The sequence below is a fragment of the Georgenia sp. Z1491 genome, from assembly GCF_049856175.1.
In the GTDB taxonomy this organism is placed as follows: Bacteria; Actinomycetota; Actinomycetes; order Actinomycetales; family Actinomycetaceae; genus JB111.
The window spans coordinates 117,645-135,468 of the sequence record NZ_JBNDNA010000008.1 but is presented as its reverse complement, the minus strand read 5'-3'; the positions used below and the strand labels follow the sequence as shown (position 1 = coordinate 135,468).

The following is a 17,824-nucleotide window of genomic DNA, read 5'->3' as shown; positions in this document are numbered from 1 at the left end:
TCACGGGTCCGGGTCGGTGGGTGGGTCGCTGCCGCCGTCGTCGTGGGGGTCGCGCTCGGAACGCCGGTTGCGGGTGACCCGCTCGGCGACGCGTCGTCGGAGCGCCTGGTAGCGGTCCGTGGTCATCTCCGGGCCGGGGCGGTGCTGGTAGGGGAAGGGGGAGCGGGGGACGCTGTAGGTGTGCCCGGTCGGGGTGCGGACGTCGATCCGGCCGTCGTCGCTCGTGGCGTAGCGCCACCCGGGGTGCTGCTTGGCGTAGTTGCACGACGCGCACAGCCCGGTGGCGTTCGCGGCGCTGGTGGCGCCGCCGAGCGCGTGGTCGGTGGTGTGGTCGATGTGCTCGACGGGGTTGGTGCAGTACGGCGTGCGGCAGATGTCGTCGCGGATGAGCACCAGCTTGCGCAGCTCGCCGGTGAACACCCTCGAGCGGGACTCCATCGAGACCACGCCGCCGGTGTCGGGGTCGGTCCACAGTCTCTTGAACCACACCGTCCGTGCGTGGCGGACATGCTCGCGGGCGCTCTCCGCGGCCAGGGGGCCGTGGCCGGTGAGCCAGGCGGGCACGTCGGCCCCGGCCAGTGTGTCGGCGGGCATGACGATGGTCAGGGCCACGTCGCGTGGTTCGGTGGTGGCGGTGCCCGTGACGTGCTCGACGAGCAGGTCCGCGGCGAGCTGGTGACGGGTCCGGCCGCCGGCCTTGCCGTCGGTAGTCAGGGTGGCGGCCTGTGCGGTGAGGCTGGCGTGGACGCGCACGGCGTCGGTCATCGGTAGGTGCGCGGTCAGGTAGGCCATCGATCCCTGGCCGCCGCGCAGGGAGACACGGCGTTGGGAGTTCTCGTGAGCACGGCGGGCGGCCGCGTTGTCCGCGTCGAGCTCCATGGCGTGCCGGCGTGCGTGCTGGTGGATCTGGCCGTCGCCCATGGTCGGCAGGTCGACGGCCATGCGCGCGTCGACCTCGCGCCGGTCGTCCGCGGACAGGGTCACGGTCTCGCGCAGGAGGATCGTGGCCCGCCATTCCGAGACCAGGCCCTTCTCCATGAGGTCCAGCGTGTGCGGCAGGTCGGCCTGGAGGGCCTTGGCCAGTCCCAGGTAGCGGGCGCCGCGGCCCGGGGACTCCCGGCGGGCCAGCGCGATCTCACCGGCGACCCCCTGGCCCTGCTTCGCGGCCGGGACCTCCAGGGCCTTCTCGTGGTCGGTGCGCATCTGCCACAGATCCGCCGTGGCCCGCGCCTGGGCGGCACGCGCGGCCGAGACCAGCTCCTCCAGCGCGGTGATCTGATCGATCGCGTCAGCCTCGTCCTCCCGACGCAGCCCCGCCAGCACGGTCCGCATCCCGCGGATCTCACCGGCGCCCGGTGACGACGACGCCCCCGGCGGCACGCCGTCCTCAGACGTGGAGGTGCCCGTCGCGGAGGTGTCGTGGGCCGTGAGGTGCTCGACCGCTGCGGCGTCGTCCGCGGCGGAGGCGTCGGTCGGGGAGCGGCGGGCAGGCGGGTCGTCGATGTCAGGCTCGTCCACGTCTGTCGTCGACATCGCCATCACCTCCTCACCCTCGAGCTGCAAGACGCCGAATCTCTGTTCGAACTGCTACCAACCTATCGACCACCACTGACATCGGAGCCCCGGAATTCCGCGCCTGTGGACGGATCTGCAGCAGTCGTGCCTGTGGATCCGCCGCGATCATTCGAGCGGAAGAGGAGCCGTGTGCGACGCGCCTCACGAGGCCGGCTCGAGCCTGTGCGTGGTGCTCCGGGAGCGCGGTCGACCCGTGCGCTGACTATCCCGCGACGCGCGGTCGCCCCGTGCGGTAGCACTCCGGCAGGCAGGGTCGTCCCGCTCGACGTCGCCACCCCTTGAATGCATGCCGATACGGGTATATATTCGACCTCATGGCCCGAGCAGCGACGACGTCGGACGTGTTCAACGCGATCGCCGAGCCGCAGCGCCGCGCCATCCTCGGGCTCCTCCGCACGCGCGAACGACCGGTGACAGAGCTGGCCTCGGAGCTGAACATCACGCAGCCCGGGGCGTCCAAGCACCTGCGGGTGCTCCGCGAGGTCGGCCTCGTGCGGGACCGACGCTCGGGGCAGCAGCGCATCTACTCCCTCGATGCGCGCGGGCTGCGACCGGTGCACGAGTGGACGGGCGGGTTCGAGCAGTTCTGGCAGGAGTCCTTCGATCGGCTGGACTCGTACGTCCAGCAGCTCGAACGCACGGAGCACGAGGAGCGTGTCCGACCGGAGATGCCGTACAACGACGAGGAGCAGACGTGAGCAGCACCGATGACGCAGGGACCGCACGATCCGACACTGCCGACCGCGAGGTCGCCATCTCCCGCCTGATCCACGCACGGCGCGAGCTGGTGTTCCGAGCGTTTTCCGACGTACGGCACCTCGCGCAGTGGTGGGGCCCGGACGGGTTCACCACGACCACCCGGTCGTTCGACTTCCGCGTCGGCGGCGTCTGGGACTTCGTCATGCACGGCCCGGACGGGACCGACTACCCCGAGTGGATCACCTGGACCGAGATCGACCCGCCGGCGCGGATCGTGCTGCTCCACGGCGAGTACCGCGACGATCCGAGCTCCTTCACGTCCGTCCTCACCTTCACGCCGCAGCTCGGCCGTGGGGGCGGGGATGTCGATGACGCCGCCGGTCGCACCGGCGCCGATGCCGAAGGTGCAGACACCGAGCACGGCGACGTCGAGCACACGCTGATCGAGATGCGCACGGTGTTCCCCACCACGGCCCTGCGCGACGAGGCGGTCGAGAGCCACGGCGCGATCGAGGGCGGTCGGCAGACGTTGGGCAACCTGGCCGTCTACGTCGAGCAGCGTCTGAGGTAGACCCTGCGCCCCACGCTCGCGGCCGCTACCGTTCCCGCATGGACATGCTCATGGGCGAGCAGATCGCCGCGGCCGACCTCGCGCAGTGGCGCAAGCTCGCCCAGGGGCTGCACGCCCGCTACCTGGTCGACGACTTCGGTACCGCCGTGCGGTTCGTGGCCGCGATCGGTGAGGCGGGCGACGCGGTCGGCCACCACCCGCGCGTCTCGATCGGCAGGGGCTACGTCGATCTGGAGCTGGTGAGCGACGACGCCGTCTTTCGTGACGACGACGGCGAGGAGCACGTCGTCGAGTGGGTGACGAACAAGGACCTCGACCTGGCCCGGCGCATCACCGACATCGCCGGCGGCCACGCCGTCACGGCCGACCCCACCGCCGTCGGGGAGCTCGAGCTCGGTCTCGACACCACCCGGTCCGCCACAGTCGCGCCCGTGTGGACCGCCCTGCTGACCGGGAACGCCGAGGACCGGGGCCGCGGGACGCCGTCGGGCGACGAGATCCGGGACGCCACCGGGCGGGTGCCGAACCTGTGGTTCGGCGACGGCGAGGCGCAGCAGCGGTTCCACCTCGAGGTCTACGTCGCGCCCGACGTGGTCGAGCAACGGATCGCCGCGGCCCTCGCCGCCGGCGGGACCGTCGTCGACGACGCATCCTCTCCCGCCCTGACTGTCATCGCCGACCAGGACGGCAACCGGGGCGTCCTCTGCGCCGACACGTCATCCGTCGGCCCCGTGGGCCCGGACTGAGGCCCGGGCGCTGCGCGGTGTACGAGGAGCGCCGCGCGATGAGGGCCGCGCGGCCGGCCGAGGACCGTCCTGCGTCACCTACTCCGGCACCCCGGTGACGAAGTCGATGAGCTCCTCCACGCGCCCCAGCAGCTGGGGAGAGAGGTCGGCGTAGGTCCGCACCGAGCCGAGGATGCGCTGCCAGCCGCGCGCGACGTCGCCCTGGTCGGCGTGCGGCCACCCCAGGGCCCTGAGCGTGCCCACCTTGATGTCAGTCCCGCGCGGCACGTGCGGCCACTCCGTGAGCCCCACCCGCTCGGGCCGCACCGCCTGCCAGACGTCGACATAGGGGTGACCGAGCACGAGCACGTGCTGGGCGGCGCCGCCCAGCCGGCGGCGCGCGTCGTCGACGATCCGCGTCTCCTTCGAGCCCGCCACGAGGTGGTCGAGCAGCACGCCCGCCCGTCGGGCCGGTCCTGGCCGGAACGCCGCGAGCACGTCCGCGAGGTGATCGGCGCCCTCGAGCTGCTCGACGACCACCCCCTCGACCCGGAGGTCGTCGCCCCACACGCGCTCGACGAGCTCGGCGTCGTGCCGGCCCTCCACCCAGATCCGCGACGCCCGCGCCACCCGGGCGCGACCGCCCTCGACCTTGAGGGAGCCCGACGCGGTGAGGTTGCGACCGCCCGCCGTGCGCGCGACGTCGGGCCGTGCCTGAGCGGCCGACACCTGCGGCGGTACGAGACGGACCGGTGCGCCGTCGATCCAGAACCCCGGACCGAGCGTGAACGAGCGGCGCCTGCCGAGACGGTCCTCGAGGGTCACGAGGTGCATCCCGCCGGACTTCTCGATCCGGGTGATCGCCCCGACGAACCCGGTCTCCACGTCCTCCACCACGAGGCCCCGCTCGGCGGGGACGTCTCGCGTGACGGGTCGCCGGCGCGGGTCGGGACGGGGGGAGGCGAGGACGTCGGGTCCGTATCGGTCGGTCACCGGCCGAGGGTACGTATCAACCACCGCCCGACGGCGGAGCCCGCCCACGGGGCGGGTCGCCACGCGCTGGGGGAGTGCCGGACGAGCCGCGCCGCGGACCTGTGGCGGAGCCCGCCCCGCGGCGCCAGCCCGGTGGTGCGGTTCACGGCGGCATCCGCCGCTCACCGCGTACGATTGGCACTCAGAGGTGTCGAGTGCTACCTCGACGGTGCCGGGCGCGCCCCCGGCAGCCGCGTCGAGCCGGGCCCGCGACCCTCAGCGACCCGAGCGGGCGCCGGTCGGCGGCCCGACCGGGAGGACGTCGATCGAGGAGGTGCCATGTCGACCGAGGACCGCCGCCTGCGCGTGCTCCAGGCCATCGTCAGCGACTTCGTGCGCACCTCGGAGCCCGTGGCCTCGCGCGCGCTCGTCGAGCGCCACCACCTCGACGTCTCGCCGGCCACGATCCGCAACGACATGGCCGCCCTCGAGGAGTCCGGCCACATCGCACAGCCCCACACGTCCGCGGGCCGAGTGCCCACGGAGAAGGGGTACCGCGCCTTCGTCGACGAGATCGCCACCCTCAAGCCGCTGTCCGGGGCCGAGCGTACGGCCATCGAGACACTCCTCGGCCGCTCTGTCGATCTCGACGACGTGGTCGAGCGCACGGTGCGCCTGCTCGCGCAGCTGACCAACAACGTCGCCGTCGTCCAGTACCCGTCGCTCAGCCGCACCTCGCTGCGCCACCTCGAGCTCGTCCCGCTCGACGAGCGCCGGCTGCTCATCGTCATCATCACCGCGGCGGGCCGGGTCGAGCAGCGCACCGTCGAGATCCCGTCCGAGTCGGACCTCGTGGACATCGCCGAGCTCGGTGCCCGGCTCAACCTCGTGTGCGCCGGCCTGCCCGCCCGGGACATCGGCCCCGCGCTCGTCGACCTCGCCGAGCTGCTCGAGCCGAGCCGGCGCCCGCTGCTCGACGTCGTCGCCTCCGAGCTCAGCCGCGTGCTGGCCGAGGACTCCGAGGAGCGCATCGTGCTGGGCGGTACCGCGAACCTCGCGCGCGCCGGCACAGACTTCAGCCGCACCATCGGCCCCGTCCTCGAGGCGCTCGAGGAGCAGGTCGTGCTGCTGCGCCTGTTCGCCGAGATGGAGGCGGACCGGCTCACCGTGCGCATCGGCTCGGAGAACCACCACGACTCGCTGACGGAGGCGTCGATCGTCGCGGGGGCGTACGGTGCCTCCGGCGAGGTCGTCGCGCGGGTCGGCGTGCTCGGCCCCACGCGCATGGACTATCCGGGCACGATGGCGGCGGTCCGCGCCGTCGCCCGCTACCTCTCCCGCTTCCTCGGCGGGTAGACCCGGGCCACCGACCGGCGCCGGGCCGCACGCCGCGGCACCCGGCCCGCCGCACCCAGCACCGAACCGAACCACTGCGACAGATTGCGACCTGTGAGCGACTACTACTCGATCCTCGGCGTGAGCCGTGACGCGAGCCCCGACGAGATCAAGCGTGCCTACCGCAAGCGCGCCCGCCAGCTGCACCCGGACGTCGCCGGGCCGGAGGCGGGTGACCAGTTCAAGGACGTGCAGCGCGCCTACGACGTGCTGCGTGACCAGGACAAGCGGCGCATGTACGACGCCGGGGGCGAGGACGCGCTGCGGGGCGGTGGTGCCGGGGCCGGTGCGGCCGGGTTCGGCGACTTCGCCGACATCTTCTCCCAGTTCTTCGGCGGCGCCGCCGGGGGAGGGATGCGTGGTCCCGTCCCGCGCGCCCGCCGCGGACGCGACTCCCAGATCGTGCTCGACATCGACCTCGTCGACGCCGTGTTCGGCTCGACCGAGGAGATCCCCGTCCAGACCGCCATCGTCTGCGGGACCTGCAACGGCACCTGCTGCCGGCCCGGCACCTCCCCGACCACGTGCACCACGTGCGGCGGGCAGGGTTCCGTCCAGCGCGTCACCCGCTCGTTCCTCGGCCAGATGATGGCGACGTCGGTGTGCCCGGCCTGCTCCGGGCACGGCACCGTCATCCCCGAGCCGTGCCAGGAGTGCGCCGGCGAGGGCCGCGTCCGTTCGCACCGCACGATCTCGGTCGAGGTGCCGGCGGGCGTGAGCACCGGCACGCAGCTGCGCCTGCAGGGCGAGGGCGAGGTCGGTCCCGCGGGCGGTCCTCCCGGCGACCTGTTCGTCGAGATGCGCGAGCGTCCGCACCCCGTGTTCCAGCGGCACGGGGACGACCTGCTGTGCACCCTGACCATCCCGATGACCGCCGCCGCGCTGGGCACCCTCGCCTCGATCGAGACGCTCGACGGGCCGCGGGACATCGACGTAGTGCCGGGCACCCAGCCCGGTGAGCGCATCACGCTCGAGGGACTGGGCGTCGGCCGGCTGCGCGCCCGCGGACGCCGCGGCGACCTCCACGTCGACGTCGAGGTCACGGTCCCGACCAAGCTCGACGACGAGCAGCGCGAGCTGCTCAGCAACCTCGCCAGCGCGCGGGGCGAGGAGCGTCCGGAGGCCCGCCTCACCAGCGCCGACAGCTCGATGTTCTCGCGCCTGCGCGAGCGCTTCGTCGGCCGCTGACCCGCCCGCGACGCCCATGACGCGGCCCGTGTTCCTCGCCGAGCCCGCCGAGCTCGCCGACGTGCGTGCCGGCGGCGTGGCGCACGTCCGCGGCCCGGAGGCGCACCACGCGGCGAGCGTGCGGCGCATCCGCAGCGGCGAGGAGGTCGACGTCGTCGACGGGCGGGGCCGCCGCGTGACCGGCGCCGTCACCGACGCCGCGAAGGACCGCCTCACCGTCTCGGTCACCACCGTGGTCGACGAGCCGGCCCCGACGCCGCGGCTCGTCCTCGTCCAGGCCCTCGGCAAGGGCGGGCGGGACGAGCAGGCCGTCGAGTCCGCCACCGAGCTCGGCGTCGACCGGGTCGTGCCCTGGCAGGCCGAGCGATGCGTGTCCCGGTGGGACGCGAAGGCCGACAAGGGCCGTGCGCGGTGGACCTCGGTCGCCGAGGGCGCGGCGAAGCAGTCGCGGCGGGCCCGCGTCCCCGCCGTCGACGCCGTCGTCACCACCGCGAGCCTCGCCGACGCCGTCGCGCGGGCCACCGGGGCGGGGGCCGCGGAGGCCTCGGGGCCCGGGGGGACCGCAGGGCACGGGGCGGGCGCGCCCGGCGCCGCCGGATCCGGAGCCACCGTCCTCGTCCTGCACGAGTCCGCCACCGAGCGGCTCGCCGCGCTCCTCGCAGCCGGCGCGGTCGCGCCCGGTCCCGCCGCCCCGGAGGTCCCCGTCCGGCCCGCGGCGGTCGCGCCCGGTCCCGCCGCCCCGGAGGTCCCCGTCCAGCACGCGGCGGCCGCGCCCGGCGAGGTGTGGTGCGTCGTCGGGCCGGAGGGCGGGATCTCCGACGCCGAGCTCGACGCCCTCGTGGCCGCCGGCGCGGTCCCGGTCAGGCTCGGTCCGCACGTCCTGCGCACCTCCAGCGCCGGGCCCGCGGCCCTCGCGGCGCTCGGCGCCGCCCTCGGCCGCTGGTGAGCGCCGGTCTCGCTACGATGGCCGAGTCCGCACCCGCCGACCCCCAGGAGTCTCGAGGGCACCGTCCCCGACCCATGAACCGCACCACCGACCACGGAAGCCCCGCGCCGGGCGACGACACCCGGCACCTGACGATCCCCGACCACCTGCCCCCCATGCTCCTGCTGGGCGCGAACGACGAGGTGCTGCGCGCCGTCGAGCGAGGCTTTCCCCAGGTGGCCATCCACGTGCGCGGCAACGTGGTGACGATGACCGGACCGGACGGCGACGTCTCCCTGACCGAGCGGCTGCTCGCGGAGCTCGTCGACATCGCGTCGGCCGGGCAGCCGTTGACGGCCGACGCCGTCGACCGGGCCACCGCGATCCTCACCGCCGGGGACACCCGGCCCGCCGACGTGCTCACCGCCGACATCCTCTCCTCGCGCGGCCGCACCATCCGGCCCAAGACGCTGGGGCAGAAGGCTTACGTCGACGCGATCGACGCCCACACGGTCACCTTCGGCATCGGGCCGGCCGGTACCGGCAAGACCTACCTCGCCATGGCCAAGGCCGTGCTCGCGCTGCAGCGCAAGGAGGTCACCCGGATCATCCTCACGCGCCCCGCGGTCGAGGCGGGCGAGCGGCTGGGCTACCTCCCGGGCACGCTCACCGACAAGATCGATCCCTACCTGCGGCCGCTGTACGACGCGTTGCACGACATGCTCGAGCCCGACTCCATGCCGGGTCTCATGGCCGCGGGCACCATCGAGGTCGCCCCGCTGGCCTACATGCGCGGTCGCACCCTCAACGACGCCTTCATCGTCCTGGACGAGGCGCAGAACACGACGCCCGAGCAGATCAAGATGTTCCTCACCCGGCTCGGCTTCGGCTCGCGGATCGTCGTCACCGGGGACGTCTCCCAGATCGACCTGCCCTCGGGCACCCGTTCCGGTCTGAAGGTCGTCCAGGAGATCCTGACCGGGGTCGACGACATCGCGATGTGCCACCTCACCTCCCGCGACGTCGTGCGGCACCGCCTGGTCAGCGACATCATCGACGCCTACGAGCGCTGGGACGCCCAGGCCGAGGCCGACGGCGAGCGCGAGCGGCGTGCGGCCGCCCGGTCCACCCGCGGTGCCGGCGGGCGAGCCGGCACCACTCGTCCCGTCCGACGCCGAGGAGTCGAGCAGTGAGCATCGAGGTCAACGACGAGTCCGGCAGCGGTGCCGACGCCGAGGAGCTCGCCGCGCTCGCCCGCTACGTGCTCGAGGAGATGCGCGTGCACCCGCAGGCCGAGCTGTCGATCATGCTCGTCGACGAGGACGTCATGACCGACCTCCACGTGCGCTGGATGGACGAGCCCGGACCGACCGACGTCCTGTCCTTCCCCATGGACGAGCTGCGTCCCGGCGCCGACGGCGAACCTCCCGTCGAGGGCACGCTCGGCGACGTCGTGCTCTGCCCGAGCGTCGCGGCCGCCCAGGCCCGCACGGCCGGACACTCGACGGCCGAGGAGCTCGGCCTCCTCACGGTCCACGGCATCCTTCACCTGCTCGGCTACGACCACGCCGAGCCGGAGGAGGAGAAGGAGATGTTCGACCTCCAGCGTCGGCTCCTGCTGACGTTCCTGGCCGGGCGGTGACCCGGCCATGACCCCTCCGCATACCGGCGGCTCCCTGCTCGCCACCGCCCCGTCCGGGGCCGCGACCGCGTCCGACGCACCGCTGGTCGTCGTGCTCGGAGCCGCGGCCCTCCTGCTCGTCGTCGCCGCGCTGTTCTCTGCCGCGGAGGCGGCACTGACGCGCATCAGCCGGTCGAGCGTCTCGGAGCTCGAGCACGACGACCACCCCGCGGCGGCACGCGTCGCCGGCCTCGTCGAGCGCCGCGAGACCGGGCTCGCGGGCCTGATGTTCGTCCGCGTGCTCGTCGAGATGACCACCGCGGTCCTGCTGACGGTCGCCGCCACGACGGTGATCGAACCCTGGGGTCTCGTCGTGCTCGCCGCGGTCGGCGCGTGCGCGGTGGTGGTCGTCGTCGTGGCCGGGATCGGCCCGCGGCGCCTCGGCCGCCGTCACCCGGGGCGCACCCTGGCGCGGCTCTCCGTCCTGGTGGCGGCCGTGACCGCCGTCGCCGGTGCGTTCGGTCGCCTCGGCCGCGCGTTCGCCCCGGAGCGCGAGCGCTCCGAGGAGGATCTCGCGCAGGAGTCCGCCGACGAGCTCCAGCAGCTCGTCGACCGGGTCAACGACGCCGAGCGGCTCGAGGAGAAGGACCGCGAGCTGCTGGAGTCCGTGTTCCAGCTCGGCCGCACCTACGTCCGCGAGGTCATGGTCCCGCGCACCGACATGGTCTCCATCGAGGGCGACCAGCCGCTGACCAAGGCCCTCAACCTCTTCACCCGGTCCGGGTTCTCGCGCGTGCCCGTGCACGGCGACTCCCTCGACGACCTGCGCGGCATCCTCTACCTCAAGGACGTCATGCGGCGGGTGCACCGCCGCACCGACACCGAGCACGTCCTGTGCGCCGACGTCATGCGCGAGCCGTTCTTCGTGCCCGAGACCAAGCTCGTGGACGACATGCTGCGCGAGATGCAGACCCAGGCCGTGCACATCGCGATGGTCGTCGACGAGTACGGCGGCATCGCCGGCCTCGTCACCATCGAGGACCTGCTCGAGGAGCTCGTCGGCGAGATGGTCGACGAGCACGACCGCGCCGAGACCGTGGTCGAGGACCTGGGCGACGGTCGCTGGCGCGTCCCGGCCCGCACCCCGGTCAGCGACCTCGGCGAGCTGTTCGACCTCGAGCTCGACGACGACGACATCGACACCGCGGGCGGGCTGCTCGCCAAGGTGCTGGGCAAGGTACCGCTGGCCGGTGCGTCGGTGGACGTCGACGGCGTGCACCTGGAGGCCGAGCGCGTGGAGGGCCGGCGGCGCCGCGTCTCGACGATCCTCGCGCGCCGGTCCGACCCCGACGAGGAGGAGGAGCGATGACGGACGTCCCGTTCCCGGGCGAACCGGGGTCGGGCACCGAGCTCGGCGAGGACACCAACGCCCTGGCGGACCTCGACCTCGGCCACCTCGTCGACGAGGACTGGCCCGACGACCACCGCGCGGGCTTCGTCGCCCTGGTGGGGCGGCCCAACACCGGCAAGTCGACCCTGACGAACGCGCTCGTCGGCGAGAAGGTCGCCATCACCTCGGACCGCCCGCAGACCACCCGGCGTGCCGTGCGGGGCATCGTCCATCGCGGCGACGGCCAGATCGTCCTCGTCGACACCCCGGGCATGCACCGTCCCCGCACGCTGCTGGGGGAGCGGCTCAACGACGTCGTGCGCGAGACCCTCACCGGCGTCGACGTCGTCGCGCTGTGCCTGCCGGCCGACGAGCGGATCGGCCCCGGCGACCGGCACCTGCTCACCGAGGTCGAGGGCATGCGTGGCGCCCTCGTCGCCGTCGTGACGAAGACGGACCGGGTCGGGCGCGGGGCGCTGGCGGAGAAGCTGCTCGAGGTGAGCGGGCTCGCCGACTTCGCGGAGATCGTGCCGGTCAGCTCGGTGGCCGGCGACCAGGTCGACCTCCTGGCGGACCTGCTGCTCGCCCGCATGCCACTGTCCCCGCCGCTGTACCCCAAGGGCGCCACCGGGGACGAGGCGGTCGAGCTGACGATCGCCGAGCTCGTCCGGGAGGCCGCGCTCGAGGGTGTGCGCGACGAGCTGCCGCACTCGATCGCCGTCGTCGTCGACGAGATGGTCGAGCGCGAGCGGGCCGAGGGCGACGACCGTCCGCCCGTGCTCGCCGTCCACGCGTCGGTCGTGGTCGAGCGCGACTCGCAGAAGGCCATCGTCATCGGCCGCGGCGGGTCCCGCCTGAGGGAGGTCGGCACGCGGGCACGGGCCGGGATCGAGGCCCGGCTCGGTCGGAGGGTGTTCCTCGACCTGCACGTGCGAGTGGCCAAGGACTGGCAGCGCGACCCCCGACAGCTCGGCCGCCTGGGCTTCTGACAGCGCGCCGCACCGGTCGTCGAGCGTGCGGTTCCCGGTCGTCGAGCGTGCGGCCCCTCGTCGTCGAGCGTGCGGTTCCCGGTCGTCGAGCGTGCGGCCCACGTGGCCGCGGACCGCACGCTCGAGGTGTCAGAACCGCACGCTCGACGACCGGGGGTGAACGGTCAGCTGATGTGGTCGACCATCTTGTGGATCGGCTCCTGCATGCGCGGGTAGGTGTCGATGTAGCTGTCGAGGTAGAACTGGTACTCCTCGTGGGCGTCCATGTCCGGCTCGATCGTGTCGGCCGTGTGGACCATGGCGTCGGCCGCGGCCGTGACGTCGTCGAAGAGCCCCGCGCCGGTCGCCGCGAGGATGCACGAGCCGAGCGCGACGGCGTCGGGCACCTTCGTCAGCGTGATCGGCGTGCCGGTGACGTCGGCGTGCATCTGCATCCAGAACGGGCTGTTCGTCGCACCGCCGCACGAGACGATCTCGTCGACCTTGTGCCCCGCGGCCCGCATCGTGCGCGCGATGTGCTCCGTGCCGTAGCAGACGCCCTCGAGGATCGCCCGGTAGAAGTGCGCCGGTCCGTGGTGCAGCGACAGGCCCCACAGGATGCCGCGCGCGCGGCCGTCGGTGTACGGCGTGCGGTTGCCCTGGAAGTACTCGTTGACGATGAGCCCCTCCGACCCCAGCGGGATCGCCGCCGCACGCTCGTCCATGAGGGAGTAGGCCGTGCGGCCCGCCTCCTCCGCCTCGGCCACGAGGTGTTTGGCGAAGTTGTCCCGGTACCACTTGACGACCGAGCCGGTCGAGACCTGCCCGCCCTCGACCGTGTACTGCCCGGGCATGACCGAGTCGGTGTAGCCGCCGAAGAATCCCTCGCCGGAGATCGCCTGGTCGGTCTGCCCGATGAACACGTGCGAGGACCCGGTGATGAGCGCCATCTTCCCCGGCGCGACGACGCCGAGCCCGATCTGCCCCGCGAAGGCGTCCGCGCAGCCCTGCGCCACCGGCGTGCCCTCGGCGAGCCCCAGGTGCTCGGCCGCGGCGCCGGTCAGCCCGCCGACGGCCACGCCGAGGTCGTTGACCGTCCCGGGAATCTTGTCGAGCACGTCGGCGACGCCGATGTCCTCGTAGAAGTCGACGGGCCAGCCGCCGTTGTCCCGGTCGTAGTACATCCGCGCCGACGCCGAGTTGATGTTGATCGTCCACTCGCCCGTGAGCTTGTAGGTGATCCAGTCCGGGGCGTCGACGAGGTACTTCGCGCCGTTGAACGTCTCCGGCTCGTGCTCCTTGAGCCACGCCGTCTTGAAGGGGAACCACTCCGCCGTCGCCGGCATCGTGCCGCCGCCGTTGTACCGGCGCGCCTTCGAGCTGGAGCTGCTCGCGCGCTCGGCCTGCTCGACCGCCCGGACGTCCATCCACATGATCGCCGGACGCATCGCGCGGCCGCTGTCGTCCATCGCGAGGACCGTCATCGTCGTGGCGTCGTAGCTGATGCCGGAGATGTCCGCGCCCGTGAGGCCGGCCTTCTCCAGGGCCTGCCGGCTGGAGGTCGCGATGGCGCCCCACCAGTCGTCCTCGGTCTGCTCGGCCCAGCCGGGTCGGGGGTGTGTGGTCTTGTACGGCGTGGCCGCGAAGGCGACCGGGTCGCCGACGAGGTTGAAGATCGCGACCCGGCAGCTCTCGGTGCCGAAGTCGATGCCCATGACGAACGGACCGTCGGGGCGGGTGGATGCAGTCATCGTCTCTCTCCCTTGAGCGTGCTGGACCTGCCGGGCGGCGTCGTCGCGAACCCGACCGCGGGCCCCGAGCGTACGCCGTGCGAGGCGTCGTGGCGGCGCAGCACCGCCGACGACGCAACATTATGGGGTGTTAAATCAACACAACACCATGTTAGTGTCTGAGACGTTCAGGTGTCAGCACCGGATCGTCCCGCGCGGCGGGAGGCCCGGAGCGCACGGTCGCTCGAGACGAAGAGGTGAGGCACGTGCCGACGAGTCGATTCGTCACACGGTCCGGCATCGAGATCCCGCCCGTGGGGCTGGGGACCTGGCAGATGGACGGTGACGTCGGCCGCACCGCCGTCGCCGGCGCGATTCGCGCGGGCTACCGGCTCATCGACACGGCGCAGCGCTACCACAACGAGCGGGCCGTCGGTGCGGGCGTGCGCGAGTCCGGCGTCCCGCGCGACGAGCTGCTGCTCGTGTCCAAGCTGCGCGGCGGCGACCAGGGCGCCGTCCAGACGCGGCGCTCGTTCATGGCCTCGCTGGAGAGCCTCGCGACCGACCGCCTCGACCTGTACTACATCCACTGGCCGCTGCCGATGCTCGGGAAGTACCTCGAGTCCTACGAGATCCTCATGGAGCTGCGCGCCGAGGGCCTCATCCGCGCGATCGCCGTGTCGAACTTCCTGCCCGAGCACCTCGCCGCGGTCCACGACCGGTTCGGCGAGTACCCCGAGGTCAACCAGGTCGAGCTCCACCCGGGCTGGCCGCAGGACGAGATCAGGGCCTTCGACGCCGAGCACGGCATCGTCACCCAGGGCTGGGGGGTCGCCGGACGCGGCAAGGGGATGATGGACGACGGCACGCTGGAGGAGATCGGGCGCGACCACGGCGTCAGCCCGATCGAGGTCTCGCTCGCCTGGACCGTCGGCAAGGGCGTCGCCGCCCTGGCCAAGTCCGCCGACGCCGGCCGGCAGCGCGCCAACCTCGCCGCCCCCGGCATCGAGCTGACCGAGCAGCAGATCGCGCGCATCGACGCCATGCCCCGCGTAGCACTCGGCAAGGACCCCGCCGTCAACGAGGAGTACTGAGGCAGGACCTCGTCCCGCGACGGCGCACGGCCGACGACGGCGCACCGCACCGCCGACGTCCCGACCGCCCCGCCACGCGCCCGCACGGCGCACCACCCATGAACCGTATGAACCGCACGAACCGCACGAACCGCACCACCACCTCGAACCAAGGAGCTCCCACCATGAGTGGAATCGACATCCGTCTCGGCCGCATGTTCGACAAGGACACCCGCCGCTCGTTCACGGTGGCCTTCGACCACGGCCAGTCGCTGCGCATCCCGGGCGGCCTCGGCAACCCGGTCGCGCTCCTCGAGCGCGTGGCCGCCGGCGGCGCGGACGGCATCCTGCTCAACAAGGGCATGCTCGCGCAGGCCTCCCACGTCTTCGCCCACCGCGGCGCACCGGCCGCGATCCTGCGCGCCGACTGGACCACGCTCGACCCCGCGATGAAGGAGGAGCAGGGCGAGGGCTACCGGCCGCTCGTCGACCCCGCCGACGCGATCGCGCTCGGCGCCGACGCCCTGTGCATGTACCTCATCGCCCGTCCGAAGTCCGACGGCATGTTCTACGACAACATCGCGAACGTCGCGGAGACGATCGACCGCGCCCACGCCGTCGGCCTGCCCGTCATCGTCGAGGGCACCCTGTGGGGGCTGCGCAACGAGGACCAAAAGGACCCCGAGGGGCTGCGCCAGGTCTGCCGCATCGCCGCCGAGCTGGGCGCCGACGCTATCAAGACCGAGTACGTCGGCGACGTCGAGGCCCAGCGCACCATCATCGAGGAGGTCGGCAACGTCCCCGTCCTCACCCTGGGTGGGGCTCCCGGTGACGACGCCGACGTCGCGGCCGCCGCGGCCGGCGCCATCGAGTCCGGCGCGCGCGGCCTGATCTTCGGCCGCAACGTGTGGCAGGCCGGCGACCTCGAGGAGCGCCTGTCCACCCTCGGCCGGATCACGCACCAGGCCGGCGACGCCCGATGAGGGCGGCGGTCTTCGGCGGTCCCGGCATCGTCGAGCTGCGGGAGGTCTCGACCCCGACCGCGCCGGAGGGCGGACTGCTCCTGCGCACCGGCGCCAACACCGTGTGCGGTACCGACGTGCGGATCATCCGCGGCGAGAAGTCGGCGGGCATCGACGTCGGTGTCGTCCTCGGTCACGAGATCGCCGGCGAGGTCGTCGAGCTCGGCGCCGGCGTGGACGGGTTCGCCGTGGGCGACCGCATCGGGATCAATCCGACCGTGCCGTGCGGGCGCTGCGCCTACTGCCGGCTCGGCCGGGAGAACCTGTGCAGCGACTCGAAGATCTTCGGGTACGCGCTCGACGGCGGTCTGGCCGAGTACGTCGCCGTCCCGGCCGAGGCGATCTCCCGCGGTGGCGTGTTCGTCGCGCCGGCGGACGTCCCGTACTCCTCGATCGCGCTCGCCGAGCCGCTGGGCTGCGTGCTCGGCGGGGCCGAGTCTTACGGGGTCGCGCCGGGGGAGACCGTGGTGGTGCTCGGCGCCGGGCCGATCGGCCTGCTCCACGCGCAGGTCGCCCGGCTCGCCGGGGCCGGCCGGGTGGTCGTGTCCGACCCGTCGGCGGGCCGCCGCGAGGTGGCGTCCGCGCTCGGCGCGACCGACGTCGTCGACCCGACGGTCACCGACCTGCGCGAGCACGTCCACTCACTCACGGACGGCCTCGGCGCGGACGTCGCCGTCGTCGCCATCGGGATCCCCGCCCTGTTCGCGCAGGCGCTGACGGTCGTGCGCAAGCGCGGTCGGGTCAACGCCTTCGCCGGCTTCCCCAAGGGGGTCTCCGCCGAGGTCGACCCGAACCTCGTGCACTACAACGAGCTCGTGGTCACGGGCGCGTCGAACTCGCGCCGGGTCGACCACCAGCGCGCGCTCGCGCTCATCGCCTCCGGTGCGATCGACGTCGCCTCCCTCGTCACGCACGAGTTCGCCCTCGAGGACGCCGTCGAGGCGATCGAGTTCTCCGCCGGGGGAGAGGGCATCAAGGTCGCCGTCCACCCCTGAGGCGCTGTCCGCGCCTGGGCCGTCCACGCCCGGCCCGACGCCCCGGGTGCCGCCAGTGGTCCGGTGCAGGCGGGCGGAGACCGGCCTGCGCGCTCAGCCGTCGCCGCCGACCTGGGCGATCTCGACGCCGGCCTCGGCCATGATCGCCAGCTCGTCGGCGGGCGCGTCGGTGTCCACGACCACGAGGTCGAACTCGGCGACCGAGGCGACCCGGTGGGTGGCGGCGTGCCGGAACTTCGAGCCGTCCGCCACGAGGATGGCGCGGGTCGAGGAGGCGAGCATCGCCTGCTTGACGTCGGCGTTCTCCTCGAGCGGGTGGAACAGCTCGCCGCCGACGAGCGCCGTGGTCGACATGAAGCACACGTCGGCGCGCACCGAGCGCAGGGTGGTCAGCGTGGTCGAGCCGTAGAGCGAGTCGAGCTCGGGCCGGTAGCGGCCCCCGGTGACGAACAGGCGGACGGACCGCAGCGCCGCGGCCTCGCGGGCCACGGCCTGGGAGTGCGTCACGATCGTCACCGGCCCGCGGTCGTCGAGCAGCGGCACCATGCCGAGCAGCGTCGTCGAGTCGTCGATCATGATCGTGGACCCGGCGTGCACCTCCTCCACGGCGCGGGCGGCGAGCTGCCGCTTCGTCGCCTGGTTGAGGGTGCTGCGGAACGCGGCCGAGGCCTCCGACATCGACGTGGCGCGCGCGGTGACGGTGCCGCGCGTGCGCGTGACGATGCCGCTGCGCTCGAGCTCGGCGAGGTCGCGGTAGACGGTCATCGTCGAGACGCCGAACTGCTGGGCCATATCGTCCACGGAGAGCGTGCCCGCCTCGAGCACCAGCTCCGCCATCGTCGCCAGGCGCTGCCGGCGGTCCTTCATCGGGACGGGTGCGGCGTTCATGCCCCGATACTGTCATGGCGATCACACCGCACTGTGAAATCAACACTGATGAGTGTGGAAGACGTCGAGGCTCTCGTGGTAGCGGTG

At 73.0% G+C, this 17,824-nt stretch carries 17 protein-coding genes; 13 read left to right on the top strand and 4 right to left on the bottom strand.

All coding sequences use genetic code 11. The features are described from left to right. Positions 1-1,533 (bottom strand): HNH endonuclease, encoded by a 1,533-nt coding sequence (locus ACPYO4_RS09985; protein ID WP_425709081.1) that lies wholly within the window; start codon positions 1,531-1,533, stop codon positions 1-3. Between the two features lie 356 nt (positions 1,534-1,889). Here ACPYO4_RS09985 and ACPYO4_RS09980 point away from each other — a divergent pair, with 356 nt between their 5' ends. Genes ACPYO4_RS09980 through ACPYO4_RS09970 form a run of 3 tightly spaced genes read left to right on the top strand, consistent with a single transcriptional unit; the run spans position 1,890 to position 3,591 of the window. Beyond that, entirely contained in the window at positions 1,890-2,273 is a 384-nt protein-coding gene (locus ACPYO4_RS09980) for an ArsR/SmtB family transcription factor (RefSeq protein WP_425709080.1), read from the top strand. Beyond that, positions 2,270-2,845 (top strand): SRPBCC domain-containing protein, encoded by a 576-nt coding sequence (locus ACPYO4_RS09975; RefSeq protein WP_425709079.1) that lies wholly within the window; start codon positions 2,270-2,272, stop codon positions 2,843-2,845. The genes ACPYO4_RS09980 and ACPYO4_RS09975 overlap by 4 nt, the downstream gene beginning before the upstream one ends. A gap of 38 nt (positions 2,846-2,883) precedes the next feature. Next, positions 2,884-3,591, top strand: a complete 708-nt coding sequence (locus ACPYO4_RS09970; protein ID WP_425709078.1) for a VOC family protein — start codon at positions 2,884-2,886, stop codon at positions 3,589-3,591. Positions 3,592-3,669: 78 nt separating this feature from the next. Here ACPYO4_RS09970 and ACPYO4_RS09965 read toward each other — a convergent pair whose 3' ends face one another. Then, the gene (locus tag ACPYO4_RS09965; RefSeq protein WP_425709077.1) at positions 3,670-4,563 is read right to left on the bottom strand and encodes a DUF3097 domain-containing protein; all 894 of its coding nucleotides are present in this window, start codon (positions 4,561-4,563) and stop codon (positions 3,670-3,672) included. Positions 4,564-4,881: 318 nt separating this feature from the next. On the opposite strand from ACPYO4_RS09965, the gene hrcA reads away from it, so the two are divergent. The 7 genes from hrcA to era all read left to right on the top strand — a co-directional run bounded on the left by hrcA (position 4,882) and on the right by era (position 12,050). After that, positions 4,882-5,898: a heat-inducible transcriptional repressor HrcA gene (gene hrcA / locus ACPYO4_RS09960; protein WP_425709076.1), complete on the top strand. Its 1,017-nt coding sequence runs from the start codon at positions 4,882-4,884 to the stop codon at positions 5,896-5,898. A 93-nt stretch (positions 5,899-5,991) separates the two neighbouring features. Further along, on the top strand, positions 5,992-7,125 hold the full coding sequence (gene dnaJ, locus ACPYO4_RS09955; RefSeq protein ID WP_425709075.1) for a molecular chaperone DnaJ: 1,134 nt from the start codon (positions 5,992-5,994) through the stop codon (positions 7,123-7,125). 16 nt (positions 7,126-7,141) lie between these two features. After that, complete coding sequence (locus ACPYO4_RS09950; protein ID WP_425709074.1) at positions 7,142-8,071, top strand: RsmE family RNA methyltransferase; 930 nt, start codon at positions 7,142-7,144, stop codon at positions 8,069-8,071. Positions 8,072-8,145: 74 nt separating this feature from the next. Then, entirely contained in the window at positions 8,146-9,243 is a 1,098-nt protein-coding gene (locus ACPYO4_RS09945; protein WP_425709073.1) for a PhoH family protein, read from the top strand. Continuing rightward, complete coding sequence (gene ybeY / locus ACPYO4_RS09940) at positions 9,240-9,692, top strand: rRNA maturation RNase YbeY (RefSeq protein WP_425709072.1); 453 nt, start codon at positions 9,240-9,242, stop codon at positions 9,690-9,692. The genes ACPYO4_RS09945 and ybeY overlap by 4 nt, the downstream gene beginning before the upstream one ends. A 7-nt stretch (positions 9,693-9,699) precedes the next feature. Continuing rightward, on the top strand, positions 9,700-11,040 hold the full coding sequence (locus ACPYO4_RS09935) for a hemolysin family protein (RefSeq protein WP_425709071.1): 1,341 nt from the start codon (positions 9,700-9,702) through the stop codon (positions 11,038-11,040). After that, positions 11,037-12,050, top strand: a complete 1,014-nt coding sequence (era, locus tag ACPYO4_RS09930) for a GTPase Era (RefSeq protein WP_425709070.1) — start codon at positions 11,037-11,039, stop codon at positions 12,048-12,050. The genes ACPYO4_RS09935 and era overlap by 4 nt, the downstream gene beginning before the upstream one ends. A 164-nt stretch (positions 12,051-12,214) precedes the next feature. On the opposite strand, the gene ACPYO4_RS09925 is transcribed toward era, so the two are convergent. After that, the gene (locus tag ACPYO4_RS09925; protein ID WP_425709069.1) at positions 12,215-13,780 is read right to left on the bottom strand and encodes an FGGY-family carbohydrate kinase; all 1,566 of its coding nucleotides are present in this window, start codon (positions 13,778-13,780) and stop codon (positions 12,215-12,217) included. A 245-nt stretch (positions 13,781-14,025) separates the two neighbouring features. Here ACPYO4_RS09925 and ACPYO4_RS09920 point away from each other — a divergent pair, with 245 nt between their 5' ends. The 3 genes from ACPYO4_RS09920 to ACPYO4_RS09910 all read left to right on the top strand — a co-directional run bounded on the left by ACPYO4_RS09920 (position 14,026) and on the right by ACPYO4_RS09910 (position 16,849). Further along, positions 14,026-14,853 carry an aldo/keto reductase gene (locus ACPYO4_RS09920; protein WP_425709068.1) on the top strand — a complete coding sequence of 276 codons (828 nt, stop codon included), beginning with the start codon at positions 14,026-14,028 and terminating at the stop codon, positions 14,851-14,853. Between the two features lie 164 nt (positions 14,854-15,017). Next, positions 15,018-15,815, top strand: a complete 798-nt coding sequence (locus ACPYO4_RS09915; protein ID WP_425709067.1) for a class I fructose-bisphosphate aldolase — start codon at positions 15,018-15,020, stop codon at positions 15,813-15,815. Continuing rightward, positions 15,812-16,849 (top strand): zinc-dependent dehydrogenase, encoded by a 1,038-nt coding sequence (locus ACPYO4_RS09910; RefSeq protein ID WP_425709066.1) that lies wholly within the window; start codon positions 15,812-15,814, stop codon positions 16,847-16,849. Before ACPYO4_RS09915 ends, ACPYO4_RS09910 begins: the two co-directional genes overlap by 4 nt. A gap of 93 nt (positions 16,850-16,942) precedes the next feature. On the opposite strand, the gene ACPYO4_RS09905 is transcribed toward ACPYO4_RS09910, so the two are convergent. Further along, on the bottom strand, positions 16,943-17,737 hold the full coding sequence (locus ACPYO4_RS09905) for a DeoR/GlpR family DNA-binding transcription regulator (protein WP_425709065.1): 795 nt from the start codon (positions 17,735-17,737) through the stop codon (positions 16,943-16,945). Positions 17,738-17,824: the final 87 nt, after the last annotated feature.